Annotated in this window: 12 protein-coding genes; 7 read left to right on the top strand and 5 right to left on the bottom strand. The window is 71.3% G+C overall.

Annotated elements, in window-relative coordinates:
• The 6 genes from ACIGJO_RS06715 to ACIGJO_RS06740 all read left to right on the top strand — a co-directional run bounded on the left by ACIGJO_RS06715 (window position 1) and on the right by ACIGJO_RS06740 (window position 8124).
• Complete coding sequence (locus ACIGJO_RS06715; RefSeq protein ID WP_266923419.1) at window positions 1-990, top strand: carbohydrate ABC transporter permease; 990 nt, start codon at window positions 1-3, stop codon at window positions 988-990.
• Window positions 987-1886, top strand: a complete 900-nt coding sequence (locus tag ACIGJO_RS06720) for a carbohydrate ABC transporter permease (RefSeq protein ID WP_266923418.1) — start codon at window positions 987-989, stop codon at window positions 1884-1886. The genes ACIGJO_RS06715 and ACIGJO_RS06720 overlap by 4 nt, the downstream gene beginning before the upstream one ends.
• 100 nt (window positions 1887-1986) lie before the next feature.
• Entirely contained in the window at window positions 1987-3189 is a 1203-nt protein-coding gene (locus ACIGJO_RS06725) for a glycoside hydrolase family 1 protein (RefSeq protein WP_399953031.1), read from the top strand.
• A gap of 404 nt (window positions 3190-3593) precedes the next feature.
• Complete coding sequence (locus ACIGJO_RS06730; RefSeq protein ID WP_399953034.1) at window positions 3594-5117, top strand: glucoamylase family protein; 1524 nt, start codon at window positions 3594-3596, stop codon at window positions 5115-5117.
• Window positions 5118-5212: 95 nt separating this feature from the next.
• The gene (locus ACIGJO_RS06735) at window positions 5213-7306 is read left to right on the top strand and encodes a TPM domain-containing protein (protein WP_399953036.1); all 2094 of its coding nucleotides are present in this window, start codon (window positions 5213-5215) and stop codon (window positions 7304-7306) included.
• Between the two features lie 104 nt (window positions 7307-7410).
• Window positions 7411-8124, top strand: coding sequence for a PspA/IM30 family protein (locus ACIGJO_RS06740; RefSeq protein WP_399953039.1), 714 nt, complete (start codon window positions 7411-7413; stop codon window positions 8122-8124).
• A gap of 27 nt (window positions 8125-8151) precedes the next feature.
• Here the strand turns inward: ACIGJO_RS06740 and ACIGJO_RS06745 are convergent, their stop codons facing one another.
• The 5 genes from ACIGJO_RS06745 to ACIGJO_RS06765 all read right to left on the bottom strand — a co-directional run bounded on the left by ACIGJO_RS06745 (window position 8152) and on the right by ACIGJO_RS06765 (window position 13509).
• Entirely contained in the window at window positions 8152-10713 is a 2562-nt protein-coding gene (locus ACIGJO_RS06745; protein ID WP_399953251.1) for a SpoIIE family protein phosphatase, read from the bottom strand.
• A 193-nt stretch (window positions 10714-10906) separates the two neighbouring features.
• Window positions 10907-11434, bottom strand: a complete 528-nt coding sequence (locus ACIGJO_RS06750; RefSeq protein WP_266923408.1) for an ATP-binding protein — start codon at window positions 11432-11434, stop codon at window positions 10907-10909.
• A 199-nt stretch (window positions 11435-11633) separates the two neighbouring features.
• The gene (locus ACIGJO_RS06755) at window positions 11634-12035 is read right to left on the bottom strand and encodes a (deoxy)nucleoside triphosphate pyrophosphohydrolase (RefSeq protein ID WP_399953043.1); all 402 of its coding nucleotides are present in this window, start codon (window positions 12033-12035) and stop codon (window positions 11634-11636) included.
• A 62-nt stretch (window positions 12036-12097) separates the two neighbouring features.
• Window positions 12098-12298 (bottom strand): SPOR domain-containing protein, encoded by a 201-nt coding sequence (locus ACIGJO_RS06760; protein ID WP_399953046.1) that lies wholly within the window; start codon window positions 12296-12298, stop codon window positions 12098-12100.
• 458 nt (window positions 12299-12756) lie between these two features.
• On the bottom strand, window positions 12757-13509 hold the full coding sequence (locus tag ACIGJO_RS06765) for a GntR family transcriptional regulator (RefSeq protein WP_399953254.1): 753 nt from the start codon (window positions 13507-13509) through the stop codon (window positions 12757-12759).
• A 308-nt stretch (window positions 13510-13817) separates the two neighbouring features.
• Between ACIGJO_RS06765 and ACIGJO_RS06770 the strand changes: the two genes are divergently transcribed.
• Entirely contained in the window at window positions 13818-15209 is a 1392-nt protein-coding gene (locus ACIGJO_RS06770) for a glycoside hydrolase family 18 protein (RefSeq protein WP_399953049.1), read from the top strand.
• Window positions 15210-15216 lie beyond the last annotated feature (7 nt).

The raw sequence follows: 15216 nt of genomic DNA on the forward strand, positions 1-15216 counted from the left end.
ATGAGCACCACGACCGGAAAGGCCGCGCAGCCGGCCAAGGTGCCGGCCGGGCCGGGGACCGCGAAGTCCCCGGCCGCCGGGCCCAAGGATCGCCGGGGCCGCAAGAAGTCGATGGGTGTGCAGAACGCGGCCGGCTGGCTGTTCTCCACCCCCTTCATCGTCCTCTTCACCGTCTTCATGGCGTTCCCGATCGTCGCCACGCTGGTGATGAGCTTCACGGACTTCGGGCTGCGCAATGTGACGCGCCCGTGGGAAGCGAACTTCATCGGCTTCGAGAACTACGTCAAGCTGTTCGGCGACGAGAAGTTCCTCAAGTCGCTGTTCAACACGGCCTACTTCGTGGTCATCGGAGTCCCGCTGACGATCGGTATCGGCCTTGTCGTCGCGGTGCTGCTCAACAACGGCATCGACCGGGCGCGGACCTTCTTCCGCGTCGGTTTCTACGCCCCGGTGGTCACCACCATCGTCGCGGTCGCCGTGGTCTGGCGGTTCGTGCTCGACCCGAGCGACGGGCTGATCTCCGGCCTCTTCGCCGAAGTGGGCCTCACCTCACCCGACTTCCTCGGTTCCGAGACGCTCGCCATGCCCTCGATGATCGCGATGGCGGTCTGGCGCAACGTCGGCACGGTCATGGTGCTCTTCATCGCGGGCCTGCAGGCCATTCCCACCGAGGTCCGGGAGGCCGCGAAGCTCGACGGCGCCGGGGTCTGGCAGGAGTTCAGAGGCATCACGGTGCCCCTGCTGCGGCCCACGCTGCTGTACGCCACGGTGATCACCACCATCGGCTACCTCAATGTGTTCGAGGAGCCGTTCGTGATGACCCAGGGCGGCCCCTCCGACTCCACCCTCACCGTCTCGCTGAACATGTACCGCGAAGGCTTCAACTTCTTCCACATGGGCTATGCGAGCGCCATGGCGTATGTCCTCTTCGTAGTGATCATGGGCATCACGGTGCTCCAGCTCCGACTGCTGAAGGACAACACCAAATGAGCGCCAATGCACCCGGTGCCGTGCGGACGGCGCCGTCGAAGAAGCCCGAGCAGACCTCCGTACCGAAGCGGAAGCGGAATCTGAAGCGCCCGCTCGTCTACGTCCTGCTGTCGGTCGGACTGCTGGTCATGTCCGCGCCCTTCCTCTGGATGGGGCTCTCCGCCTTCAAGACGCAGAGTGAGCTGTCGGCCAGCCCGCCGGTGTGGATTCCGACCGAGTGGACGCTGGAGAACTTCCGGCAGCTGCTCGACGAGCTGAACCTGCCGCTGTACTTCATGAACTCCGTGATCGTCGCGGTGCTGGTCACCGTCGCGAACCTGGTGTTCTGCTCGATGATGGGGTACGCGCTGGCCAAGCTGAACTTCGTCGGCAAGAACAAGATCTTCGGTCTGGTCCTCGGCGCTCTGATGGTCCCCGGCAACCTGATGCTGCTGCCGCTCTTCGTGCTGATGAGCAAGCTCCAGCTGATCGACTCGTACGCGGGTCTGGTGCTGCCGTTCGCCGCCGGAGCCTTCGGGGTCTTCCTGATGCGGCAGTTCATGCAGTCGATCCCGGACGAGCTGCTGGAAGCGGCCCGGATGGACGGCGCCGGTGAGTGGTACATCTTCTGGCGGATCGTGATGCCGCTGGTGAAGCCTGCCCTCGCGACGCTCTCGATCTTCACCTTCCTCGGTTCCTGGAACAACTTCGTCTGGCCGCTGATCGCGACCAACGATCCCGACAAGTACACGCTCCCGGTCGCCCTGGCGACGTTCGCCACGGACCCGAACAAGGCCGGTGGCTCCAACGGCATGCTGATGGCCGGAGCGTTCCTGGTCGTGCTGCCGGTGCTGATCCTCTTCATCGCACTGCAGCGGCACTTCACCCAGGGCATCGCCACGGCGGGCATGAAGTAGCCCGCCCGGCCGCCCCCGCCGGGCAGCCCGGACACGTACGAGGCCGTGCCCCGCACACCCCCACGGCCACACCCCTTACGCAGCAGAAGGACATCTCGCCATGACTCACACCACGGTCCCGTTCCCCGAAGGCTTCCTGTGGGGTGCCTCCACGGCCGCCCACCAGATCGAGGGCAACAACACCAACAGCGACTGGTGGGTCAAGGAACACTCCACCGGCACCCACATCCAGGAGCCCAGCCTGGACGCCTGTGACAGCTACCACCGCTGGAACGAGGACATGGACGTCCTGGCCGGACTCGGCTTCACGGACTACCGCTTCTCCATCGAGTGGGCGCGGATCGAGCCCGCCGAGGGCCAGTTCTCCCGGGCCGAGCTCGCCCACTACCGGCGCATGGTCGAAGGCGCCGTCGCGCGCGGTCTGCGCCCGATGATCACCCTGCACCACTTCACCGTGCCGCAGTGGTTCGAGGCGCGCGGCGGCTGGACGGCCGAGGGCGCGGTCGAGCTCTTCGCCCGCTACGTCGCGGCCTGCGCACCGGTGATCTCCGAGGGCGTCAGCCACGTCTGCACCATCAACGAGCCGAACATGATCGCCGTGATGGCCGGCCAGGCCAAGCGCGGGGACATCGGCTTCCCGCCCGCCGGTCTGCCGACCCCGGACGACGAGACCACCCAGGCCGTCATCGCCGCCCACCACGCGGCCGTCAAGGAAGTCCGGGCGATCGACGCCGGCATCCAGGTCGGCTGGACCATCGCCAACCAGGTCTACCAGGCGCTCCCGGGCGCCGAGGACGTCACCGCCGCCTACCGGTACCCGCGCGAGGACATCTTCATCGAGGCCTCCCGCGGCGACGACTGGATCGGTGTCCAGTCCTACACCCGCACCAAGATCGGCCCCGAGGGCCCGATCCCGACCGCGGACGACGTCGAGCGCACGCTGACCCAGTGGGAGTACTACCCCTCCGCCGTCGGCCACGCCCTGCGCCACACCGCCGGCATCCTCGGCAACGGCGTCGCGCTGATCGTCACGGAGAACGGCATCGCGACCGATGCCGACACCCGTCGGGTCGACTACTACACCGGCGCTCTGAACGAGGTCGCCTCCGCGCTGGAGGACGGCCTCAACATCCAGGGCTACCTGGCGTGGAGCGCGCTCGACAACTACGAGTGGGGCTCCTACAAGCCCACCTTCGGCCTGATCGGCTGGGACCCCGAGACCTTCGAGCGGCTGCCGAAGCCGTCCGCCGTCTGGCTGGGCGAGATGGGCCGCACCCGCACCCTCCCGCGCATCACCGGCTGAGAGCCTGCCGGGTGACCCTCGACCGGAGGTCACCCCGGCAGGCTCCGGCACCACCCCACGGACGGGGAGCCACCTGACGGCTCCCTCCGGTGCGGGAGCCGGCGCACCTGACGGCCGCCGGCTCCCGCACCACCCAGGCGTTCGGCGCGCCGTGCCCCGCTACCGCCGTTCGCCGTCCGGTGCGGCCGGAGCCCACAGCTCCGGCCGCCCACGCGCATCCGGGGCGTCCCGGACAACCGGGCCGTCCCGCCCTCCGGCACGTCGCGTCGCCCCGCGCCGCGTCATGTCATGTGACACCCACAGCCGCTGCCGCCGTCGTTCCGACACAGCCCACGCCGCGGCAGCGGCACCGAGCACGCCACGAAATTCCCCCTTCCCCTTCTGCCACCGGGAGCTGGACCTTCATGGACCGTCGCACATTCGTCACCGCCGCGGGAACGGGGGCCGCCGCCCTCTCCCTCGGAGCCGTAACGGCGCACTCCGCCACCGCCGCGTCCCCGCCCGCCCGCACCGCGGGGGCCATGGCCGGAGCCGGCCGCGGCGCGCACTCCCCGTACTCCGCCGACGACCGGCAGCTGCTGCGCTGGTTCCGGGACACCTACCGGTCGATCGAGGCGATGACGACCGACTTCGGTCTCGCCACGGACAAGATCGACCTCAGCGGCCCCGACGCCCCCGCGCAGTCGCGCCAGACCTCGCCCACCAACATCGGCTGCGGACTGTGGTCGACCGTCGCCGCCGCCGGACTCGGGGTGATCAGCGAGACCACGATGCGCCGCAGGCTGGCGCACACCGTCTCCGCCGTCGGGAAGCTGGAGCGCCACCACGGCTTCTGGCTCAACTGGTACGACGCGCACGACGGTTCGGTACTGACCCGGTGGCCCGGCACCGGCGACCCCGTCCGCCCGTTCCTCTCCTCGGTCGACAACGCCTGGCTGGTCACCGGACTGCGGATCGCCGCCGACGCCGCGCCCTCCCTGCGCCCCCGCATCGCGCGGATCCTCGCGGACGCGGACTGGTCGTACTACTACACGCCGTACGACCCGGCCGATCCGGTCGCGGGCCCCGGCCAGCTGCGCGGCGGGTTCTGGACCGACACGGAGGAGCCCACCGGCCACCACTACGGGGCGCTGAACACCGAGCCCCGCATGGCCAGCTACCTGGGCATCGCCGATGGCTCGCTGCCCGGCGACCACTACTGGCACCTGCTGCGCACGATGCTTCCCGAGCACGGCCAGGAGCAGTACCCGCAGGGCGGTTACGTCGCCATGGACGGCGTACGCGTCTGGCAGGGGCACTACACCCACCGCAGCCGGAAGATCGTCCCCACCTGGGGCGGCTCCATGTTCGAGGCCCTGATGGTCCCGCTGTTCGTGCCGGAGCCGGAGTGGTCGCCCCGGTCCTGGGGCCGCAACCACCAGCGGTACGTGCGGAGCCAGATCGACCACGGCATGCGGGAGGCGGAGTACGGGTACTGGGGGTTCTCCCCCTCGAACATCCCCGAGGGCGGCTACCAGGAGTACGGCGTGGACGCGCTCGGCATGCAGGTGGACGGTTACGCCTCCAACACCGACCGTACGTACACGACCGACGGTGCGCCGCTGCCGCCCGCGTCCGCGTTCACCAACGGTGTGGTCACGCCGCACGCCTCGTTTCTCGCGCTGCCGTACGCCCCGCAGGAGGCGGTGGCCAACCTGCACGCGCTGGACCGGGACTTCGGCGCCTACCACGACGGATACGGCTTCCGGGACTCGGTGAACGTCGGAACCGGCCGGGTCAGCGACTTCATGCTCGCCCTCGACCAGGGCATGATCGCGGCGGCGCTGGCCCAGGCGATCCGTCCCGGTCTGCTCCAGACACCGTTCCGGACCGGCGGCTTCCGCTCCCGGGTGCGTCCGCTGCTCGCCAAGGAGCGTTTCTCCATCTGACGGTGCGCGGACCGCGGGGGCCACCGGCGTCGCCGGCCCCCGCGGTCCATGCCGGGTAGCGGGTCACCGAGGGTGGACATAGCCTCACAAATGTGATGCCGCCCGTGAGCCGTACCCGGAGCCCCATACTCGTCAGGGCCCTGCTCGCCGCGCTGCTGGCGGTGTGCTGGCCGGCCCTGTCCCCCGCCGTGACCGCCCGTGCCGAGGACCCGGTCACACTCTCCCGCGACGGGCAGATCACCGACCTGGTGGGGGCGCTCGGCGACCGCGAGCCACAGGTGAAGGCGGCCCTCGACCAGCTCTTCGCCGACCGGCGCGTCCAGCTCTTCGTCGTGTACGTGCGCGACTTCTCCGGCCGGTCCGCGCAGACCTGGGCCGACGAGACCGCCAACCGCAACGGTCTGGGCCAGGAGGACGTGCTGCTCTCCGTCGCCACCCACGACCGGCAGTACGCCTACACCGTCGACGCGGGCTCCCGGCTCACCGACTCCCAGCTCCGGGACGTGGCGGGCACCGCGATCGAGCCCGCCCTCCGGGAGAACGACTGGGCCGGCGCCGCCATCGGGGCGGCCAACGGCTACTCCGCCGTCCTGGCCGGGCAGCCGGTGCCGGTGCCGGCCCTCACACCGGGCCCCGCCGACCCCGGGACGGGCGGCTCCGACTCCAGCAGCGCCGGGGACCTCGTCCTGCCCGTGGCCCTTCTCGGCGGCGCGGGCGTGGTCGCCGCCTACGCGTACACCCGGCGCAAGCGGCGCATGTCGTCCCGCACCACCCCCGCCGCGAGCGGGTGGGGCGGCGCGGGACGTGGGCCCGAGCCGTCGGTCCCGCTCCCCGAACTCGACGCACAGGCCAAGGGCGTGCTGGTGGACACCGATGACGCGGTGCGCACCAGCGAGGAGGAACTCGGATTCGCCACCGCCCAGTTCGGCGAGGAGGCCGCCGCACCCTTCACCGAGGCCGTCACCCGGGCGAAGACCGAGCTGACGGCCGCGTTCCGGCTGCGCCAGCAGCTCGACGACGCCTTCCCCGAGGACGACGCGACGCGCCGCCGGATGCTCGACGAGATCATCGGCCGCTGCACGGCCGCCAACGAGGGACTCGACACGGTGTCCGAGGACTTCGACCGGCTGCGCGCCCTGGAACGCACCGCTCCGCAGGCCCTGGCCGCGGTCGAGACCACCTTCCGCGAGCTCACCGGACGGGTCACCGCGGCGGAGGCGACGCTGAGCGGTATGCGCGCCCGGTACGCCGAATCCGCCACCGCTCCCGCGGCGGCCGGCCTCGAACAGGCCAAGGACCGGCTCGTCTTCGCCACCTCCGGCCTCAACCAGGCCCGCCAGGCGGTCGACGACGGCGACAACGCCAGGGCGGCGGTCTACGTACGGGCCGCCGAGGGCGCGGTCGGGCAGGCAGCCACCCTGGCCGACGCCGTGGACCGGCGGGCCGCGGAGCTGGCCGAGGCGGCGGACCGGCTCCCGGCCGCGCTCACCGAGACGGAGACGGACCTGGCGGACGCGGGAGGCCTGCTGGAGGGCACCTCCGCAGGGGTCTCGACCGCGGACCTGCGCGGCCGGATCTCCCGCGCCGAGACGGTGCTCAGTGGCGTACGGGAAGAGGTGGCCGCCGGACGTCACGACCCCGTCGAGGCGCTGCGCCGGGTGGAGGAGGCGGACACCGCGCTGGACAGGGCGCTGGCCGGGGCCCGCGAGCGGGACCGGGGCGACCGCCGGGCCCGTTCGCTCCTCGATCAGGCGATGCTCACCGCCCGCTCCGCCATCGCGGCGGCGGCGGACTACATCACCACGAACCGGGGCGCGGTCGGCAGCCAGGCCCGCACCCGGCTGGCGGAGGCCCAGCGGCGCTGGGAACGGGCCCGGGAGCTGTCCGCCGCGGACGACGCCCAGGGCGCACTGGCCGAGGCACAGCGGGCGGACGCACTGGCCGGGCAGGCGCGGAGCCTGGCCGAACAGGACGTACGCGGCTTCGACGGCCCGCAGGGTCCGGGCGGCGGTGCCCGGTCGGGCGGGGGCGGCATGGGCGGCGCGGTGCTCGGCGGCATCCTCCTCGGCGGGCTGCTGGGCGGGGGCGGCATGGGCGGCGGGGGCCTCGGGGGCGGCTCGCTCGGCGGACCGGGCAGTTTCGGCGGCGGGGGAACCCGTGGCCGGCGGGGCGGCGGGGGCCGCTTCTGACGCCTTCCCGCCGCACCCCGCTTCCCGCGCGTCTCTCCCCCGTGTCCCCCGCGTCTCCCCTTTGCCCCCTCCCGTCCTCCGTTCGTCGTCGAAGGAGCAGTGCCATGACCAAGCAGACCGTCCTCGGCCGCGTCACTCAGCTGGCGAAGGCCAACATCAACGCCCTGATCGACCAGGCGGAGGACCCGCAGAAGATGCTGGACCAGCTGATCCGGGACTACACGAACAACATCGCGGAGGCCGAGCAGGCGGTGGCCGCCACCATCGGCAACCTGCGGCTGATGGAGCAGGACCACCGGGAGGACGTCGACGCGGCGGCGGAGTGGGGCGGGAAGGCCCTCGCGGCCAGCCGGAAGGCGGACGAGCTGCGGGCGGCGGGCTCGGCGGCCGACGCCGACAAGTTCGACAAGCTGGCCAAGGTCGCGCTGGGCCGCCAGCTCCGGGCGGAGCAGGAGGCGAAGGCGGCGGAACCGACCATCGCCTCGCAGACGGAGGTGGTGGACAAGCTCAAGTCCGGGCTGGACCGGATGAGGAACAAGCTCACGGAGCTGATGTCCAAGCGCGACGAGCTGGTCGCCCGCGCCAAGTCCGCGCAGGCGCAGAACCGGATGATGGACGCCGTCAAGAACATCGACGTGCTCGACCCGACGAGCGAGCTGAGCCGCTTCGAGGACAAGGTCCGGCGTGAGGAGGCGAAGGCCCTGGGCAAGCAGGAACTCGCGGCCTCTTCGCTGGACGCGCAGTTCGAGCAGCTGGACGGTCTGGGCGAGAGCGTCGAGGTGGAGGCGCGGCTCGCGGCCCTGAAGACGGCCTCGTAGCGGGGCCGGCCGGCCCGCCGCCCGGGTTCAGTACATGCTCAGCAGCTGCTCCACCGAGAGCTCGGCGGGCCGTTCGCCGTCGGGCAGGGGCAGTTCGAACCAGACGGTCTTGCCGCGCGGGGTCCGCCGGGACCCCCAGGCGGCGCTGAGCAGTCCGACGAGCTGCAGCCCGCGGCCGCCCTCGTCGGTGTCCCGGGCGCGGCGCCGCCGGGGCTGGACGAGCCCCGCGTCCCATACCTCGCACACCAGCGTACGGTCGCGCAGCAGCCTGATCCGGATCTCGCCCTCGCCGTAGCGCAGGGCGTTGGTGACCAGTTCGCTGACGAGGAGTTCGGTCGTGTCGACCAGGTCGTCGAGGTCCCAGGCGAGCAGCTGGGAGCGGGCCAGTTCACGGGCGCGGCCCACGGAGCGGGGCTCGGGAGGCAGCCGCCATTCGCCGACCGCGTCCACCGCAAGCCCCTGGACACGGGCCATCAGCAGGGCGATGTCGTCCTCGCCGTGCCGGGTGTCCAGCGTGCTCAGGACGTGGTCGCAGACATCCTCCAGCGCTTGGTCCGGCGCGGTGAGGGCGTCGCGGAACGCCTGGAGTCCCTCGTCGAGCGGATGGTCCCGGGACTCGACCAGGCCGTCCGTGTAGAGAGCGAGCAGGGCGCCCTCCTTCAGCTCCACCTCGACCTCCTCGAAGGGCTCGCCGCCGACGCCCAGCGGCATCCCGGGCGGGACGTCGAGCATCGCGGCGGGCCGGCCCGGCTCGGCCACCACCGGGGGGAGGTGGCCGGCGTTGGCGAAGGTGGCCCGCCGGGTGACCGGGTCGTAGACGGCGTAGACGCAGGTCGCCAGGTAGACCTCGGACAGGTCCGCCTCGCGGGACTTGTGGGCGGCCCGGGAGGGCCACTGGGCGCCTCCGCCCCGGCCGGGTCCGGAGGCGCCGGGGGTGCCGAGGCCCCGGGCGACCTCGTCCAGGGCGGCGAGCACCTCGGCGGGTTCCAGGTCGAGCAGGGCCAGGGTGCGCACCGCGGTGCGGAGTTCGCCCATGGCGACGGCGGCCCGCAGTCCGCGGCCCATGACGTCCCCGACGACCAGGGCCGTGCGGTGTCCGGGCAGCTCGATCACGTCGAACCAGTCGCCGCCGACCTCGGTGGCGGTGTTGCCGGGCAGATAGCGGCAGGCGATGTCCAGCCCCGCGGCCTCCGGGTCGCCGGGCGGGAGGAGGCTGCGCTGCAGGATCAGCGCGCGCTCGTGCTCGCGGCGGTAGAGGCGGGCGTTGTCGATGCAGACGGCGGCGCGGGCGGCGAGTTCGGTGGCCAGTGCCCGGTCCCGCTCCCCGAAGGGTTCGCTGCCCTTCGTACGGGAGAACTGGACGAGGCCGACGACGGTGTCGTGGGCGACCATCGGCACGGCGAGCGTCGACTGGACGAAGCCGAGGCCGTCGCCGGGTACGTCCTCGACGTGGCCGGTGCGCAGGGCGACGGCGCAGGGGGAGCCGAAGGGGAAGCTGTGGACCGAGCCGAGTGCGGGCGGCAGGCCGTCCGCCCCGGTGCCGCACGCGGTGCCGGGTCCGGCCGCCGCGGTGGGCATGGCGTCGGCGACGGCGCTCGCATGGGCCACCCTGCGCAGTTCGGCCGAGCCGCCGGACTCGCCGTGCGGTGAGCCCCAGCTGCCGGGCGGGGCCTCCTCGCCGGAGAGCAGCCCTTGGTACAGGTCGACGGAGGCGAGGTCGCAGAAGCCGGGGACGGCGACGTCGAGGAGTTCGCGGGCGGTGGTCTCCAGGTCCAGTGAGTTCCCGATCCGGACACTCGCCTCGTTGAGAAGGGCGAGATTGCGCCGGGCGCTGGCCGCCTCGCGGGCGGCTATGTGCCGGCGGGTGACATCGGTGGCCAGCCCGGCGATCCCCACGGGCCGGCCCGACCCGCTGTGCACCCGGTAGAGGTTCATGGACCAGTGCCGGCTGCCGGACTCGCCGGGTGCGGTACCGATCAGCTGGAGGTCGGTGACGGATTCGCCGGTGTCCAGGACCCGCTTGAGGGTGGCCGAGAGCCGTTCGGCCTCGGGCCCGGCCAGATAGTCGTCCACCGTCCGGCCCCGGTGGTCGTCCGCGGCTCCGCCGAAGACCGTCGCGAACCGCTGGTTGGCCCGTACGACGGTGAAGTCCGTGCCGAACAGCACAAAGGCGAAGGGAGATTGGCCGAATATGGCTTGTGAGGCGGCAAGATCCGTCTCGATGCGGCGCAGCGCCCGTACGTCCACGACGATACAGAGCGCGCCCCGTTCGCCCTCCGCCGTCAGACTCGGCATGACATAGATCTCGGCGAGCCCGTGGGCACCGCCCTCACCCGGCATCCGGAACGGGACGAGGCCCGTCCACTCCTTGCCGTCGAGGATCTCGCCGACCCGCCGGTGTCCCTCCGAGCGCAGCTCGGCGGGCATGAACACGTCGACCGGATCCCTGCCGACCGCCTCGCGCGAGGCCATGCCGAAAAGACCGGCGGCCCGCCAGCTCCACTGCTCGATCAACCCGTCGGGTCCGATCGAGAAGGAGGCGACCCTGATGTAGTCATAGATCGAGCCAGGCGGGCTGCTCTGCCACACGACGTCGCCCGCTGTCCCAGGTATTTCGCTCACGCGACCGTCCCCTCCAGCTCACACACCGGACCGGTCCTGCCCGCAGTATTCAGCACTACGGCCCCGTCCGACACGGCGTTCACGATCACAGCAAGGTCTCAGTCCCTTTCAGCCAGGTGCTGCCCGACCTCCGGTGATCGCTGTGCGTCCCTCCCCTCTCCTAACCAGGGAGAGCCAGCTCGAACCACACGGTCTTGCCGGTCTTTCCGCGCCGGGTCCCCCAGCGGCAGGCGGAACAAGCCACGAGCTGCAGTCCCCTGCCCCCTTCGTCCTCGGGGCCCGCACTGCGTTCGGTGGGTGGATCCGGAAGCGGATCGGAGACTTCCACGAGCAGTCCGTGGGGGGCGGGCGGGGAGCCGTCGGCACGCCCGGAACCCCTCTCACCAACGCCTTCGCGACCGTTTCCGCCGGAGCCGTCCGACATACCGGCCGCCCCGCCGATCGCCCCGCCGGCCTCCCCGTCCGGGTACGGCCGCACCAGCCGTACGCCGATGGGGCCGGAGGCGTACCGCAGGGAATTGGTCACCAGCTCACTGACGAGCAGCACGGTCACATCACCGAAAGCCGCGTCGAGTCCCCAGGTGCGCAGCGCGTCGCGGACCGCGTGCCGGGCGCTGCGTACGGAACCGGGTGCCGCCGGAAAGGTCCACTCGGCGCAGTCGTCCTCGGTATCGATCACGCCGATCACTTCCCAAGATCAGCAACGGGGCACATCCCTCACGTGGGGACATTCTGTACATACCCGCTAACTCATCCGCACTATCCTGAATCACGACGCATGGGTCGTACGGGTGCATGACACAGGCAGACGGCCGTCGCCACGCACCCCGGGCCGCACTCTCTCGGCGTCGGCGCGCGAACGCGGCGCGACGCGGGAATACCGCGCGTCACGGCCGGGCGGGAATGCGGCGTACGACTTCCGCGACGGCGGGCCGGTCCTGGTCCAGCCAGTCGACCCGGTCCACCTCGTCGGGCGCGAGCCAGCGCAGCTCGTCGTGGTCCTCCAACGGCTCGGGCACCCCGGACAGCAGACGCACGGTCCATACGTGCAGCACATATCCGGGCTTCAGCGGCCAGACGCCGGGAACGCGCTCCAGCACCTCCGTCTCCACGCCCAGCTCCTCGCGGAGTTCCCGTACGAGCGCCTGCTCATCGCTCTCACCGGGTTCCACCTTGCCGCCGGGAAGCTCCCAGCGACCGGCCAGCTCGGGCGGTGCGCTGCGGCGGGCGGCCAGCAGCCGTCCCTGATCACAGACGGCTCCGGCCACCACCACCACGGAATCGTTCATACGGCGGAGCGTAGCCGCCCCCACCGCCCGCACCTCGCCCGGCCCGGATCCGGACCGGGCCCTCAGGGCCGCGCGCGCCGGTCCATTCGCTCGACCCAGTACAGCTGCTTGTGGCCGTGGACATCGAGGCCCTCGGCTATCTTCTGGGCCTCGTCCTGCGTGGCATATCTGCCGACGCGGTAGCGATTGCCGTTGTCGTCCTGCCGTATCACCAGCCACGCGAGCGCGGCACCGCTGTCGCTCATCGTGTCGCTCCCCCGCATATCGCCCCTCTCCCCACCGGCGTGCACGTCTCTAAGGATCCCCAGGAAACCGCAGTACGCATATGCCGGAGCCTACGCCTGACCTTCACGCTGCGGAGGCGAATTTACACAAAGAGATACACATCCCGTCCGGCGCGAGGGGGCGCACGCCCTCGGATGCGCCCCCACCGGTCCGGCGCGCGGGCAGCGAACAGGAGGCGAGGAGCTGGACATGACAAGTCAGCACCGTCGGCGGCCGCCTCTGCGTGACGGGACCCGGAGCCGCGGGAAGCGAGGACGCGACGGCCCGGCGTCATGGACGGCGGACCGGCGGCCCCGATACCGGCCGCACGACGGGAACACCGCTCCGGCGCCGCCCCACGGCACCGCCCCAGGCCCCACCGCGAGCCCGCCCGGACCACGGCGGTCCGGACACCCGGCCCGCGCCGGTGCCGCGGGGCACCGCGGATGACGGGAGGTCACCTGACCGGCAGATGGTAGGCGACGCGATAGCGGTCGGCCGGAACCACGACGTCGGCCGTCTCGACCGCGCGCCCCGAGGCGAAGTACGTCCGCCCGATCACCATGACCACATGGCCCGGTACGCCGCCGAGCGCCAGGAGCTCCTCCGCCAGCCCCGGGCGCGCGCCGACCTCTTCGGTCATGTTGTCCACGACGACATCGATCGCCGCCATCCGGTCGACCACCCCGCAGCCGCCCAGCGGACCCTCCTCCGGCAGCATCACCGGGGTGCGTCCGGTGACCGCGAGCGGTTCCCAGGAGGTGGAGAGCATCATCGGCTCGCCCGCCTCCCGGAACACGTAGTGCGTACGCATCACGCGGTCGCCCGGCTCGATCCCGAGCCGCTCGGCGATCTCCGGGCCGGCCTCCTCCTGCTCGCTGCGCGACTCCCAGGTCCCGCGCGCACCGTCCGCCGTCTGCTCCTGGCGGAACGGACTGGCCCCGGCACCCGGCCGGTAGCCGGAGCGGGCGATCCTGCGCGGCACCGGGCGCTCCCGCACATACGTACCCGAACCGGAACGCCCCTCCACCAGCCCCTCGGCCATCAGGACCTTCCGCGCCTCCAGGGCGACGGTGTCCGAGACCCCGTACTCCTGACGGATACGGGCCTGGGACGGCAGGCGGGTGTGGGGCGGCAGCGCGCCGTTGACGATCTTCTCTCTGAGATCGCTGGCCACGCGCAGATAGGCGGGCTGCTCACCGAAAGTCACAGGCACTCCCAAAAGGTTGACAGTCTGCAACAGACTGGCAACCGTGGGTTGTGGACCGCAAGCACAGGCCAAAGTTTCACTCGAAGTGATGATTTGGCCGCGACCGGCGCATATGCCGACCGTGAGCACCACAGGAGTCCCAGCCTTTTCCTGCCCCCGTCCACTCCCCTCCACACGGCCCACCCGATCAACAATTGCCAAACCCTTGACCATTTTTGGTCCAGACCAATAACTTCCTGCGCACAAACGGCTTTCGCGCGCTCACATCGCTTACACCCAGCTTCAGTTCACGCACAGGAGCGAGCCTCATGCGTCGAAGAACGCTGTCCAGAATGACCGTCGCCGCCTGCGCCTTCACCTTGCTGGCAGGCATCGCCCCCACCGCCACGGCCACAGCCGCCACGGGCGACGACCGCGGCAAGGGACACCACCGCCCCGCGTACCGGAGCGTCGGCTACTTCACCCAGTGGGGCGTCCACGGGCGGGACTTCCAGGTCAAGGACCTGGACACCAGCGGCACCGCGGCCAGGCTCACCCACATCAACTACGCCTTCGGCAACGTCAGCGCCGACGGGAAGTGCTTCACCGGCAACGTGCCGGGCGAGTCGGACGCCTGGGCCGACTACGGCCGTCCGCTGGACGCGGCGGGATCGGTGGACGGCGTCGCGGACACCGACACCCAGCCCCTGGCCGGCAACTTCAACCAGCTGCGCGAGCTCAAGGCCGAGCACCCCGGCCTCAAGGTGATGATCTCGCTGGGCGGCTGGAGCTGGTCCACCCACTTCTCCGACGCGGCCCGCACCGCGGCCTCCCGCAAGGCACTCGTCGCCTCCTGCGTCGACCTGTACATCAAGGGCAATCTGCCGGTGGACGGGGCGCGCGGAGGCGAGGGGGCGGCGGCCGGACTCTTCGACGGCATCGACATCGACTGGAAGTGGCCCGGCTCCGAGGGCGACGCCGGTACGGTCTTCCGGCCGGAGGACCGCGAGAACTTCACCGCGCTGGTGCACGAGTTCCGCAGGCAGCTCGACGCCCACGCGAAGAGCACGGCGAAGAGCACGGCGAAGAGCACGGCGAAGAAGGCGGTGCCGAAGTCGGTGCCGAAGCACTACGACCTCTCGGCCTTCGTCCCCACCTCCCCCGCCAAGATCGACGCGGGCTTCGACGTCCGCCGGATCATGCGGGACTTCGACTTCGTGAACCTTCAGGGGTACGACTTCCACTTCTCCGGCGAGAAGACCACCGCCCAGCAGTCGGCGCTGTACGCGAAGAACGACTTCAGCGTCGACCGGACCGTGCGCGACTGGATCAGGCGCGGCGCACCGGCCCGCAAGCTCGTCGTGGGCATGCCCTTCTACGGTCAGGGCTGGACCGGAGTGACGGGCGGCGGCGACGGCCTCGGCCGGCCGGCCGCCGCACCGGCGCCCGCCACGTACGCGAACGGCTACGAGGACTACAAGGCCCTCAAGAAGCTGGCGGACTCCGGGACGTACACGCTCCACAGGGACGTGCGCAACGGCCACGCGTGGCTGTTCGACGGCACCACCCTGTGGACGTACGACGACCCGCAGGTGCTGCGCGCCAAGGCCGCCTACGTCCGCGAGCGCGGCCTCGGCGGTGCGATGTTCTGGTCGCTGGACGGGGACACGGACAACGGTGAGCTGATCCGCGCCGTCGAGCGCGGGCTCAACCGCCGCTGAGCCGGAT

This window comes from Streptomyces sp. NPDC079020, from assembly GCF_044542225.1.
In the GTDB taxonomy this organism is placed as follows: domain Bacteria; phylum Actinomycetota; class Actinomycetes; order Streptomycetales; family Streptomycetaceae; genus Streptomyces.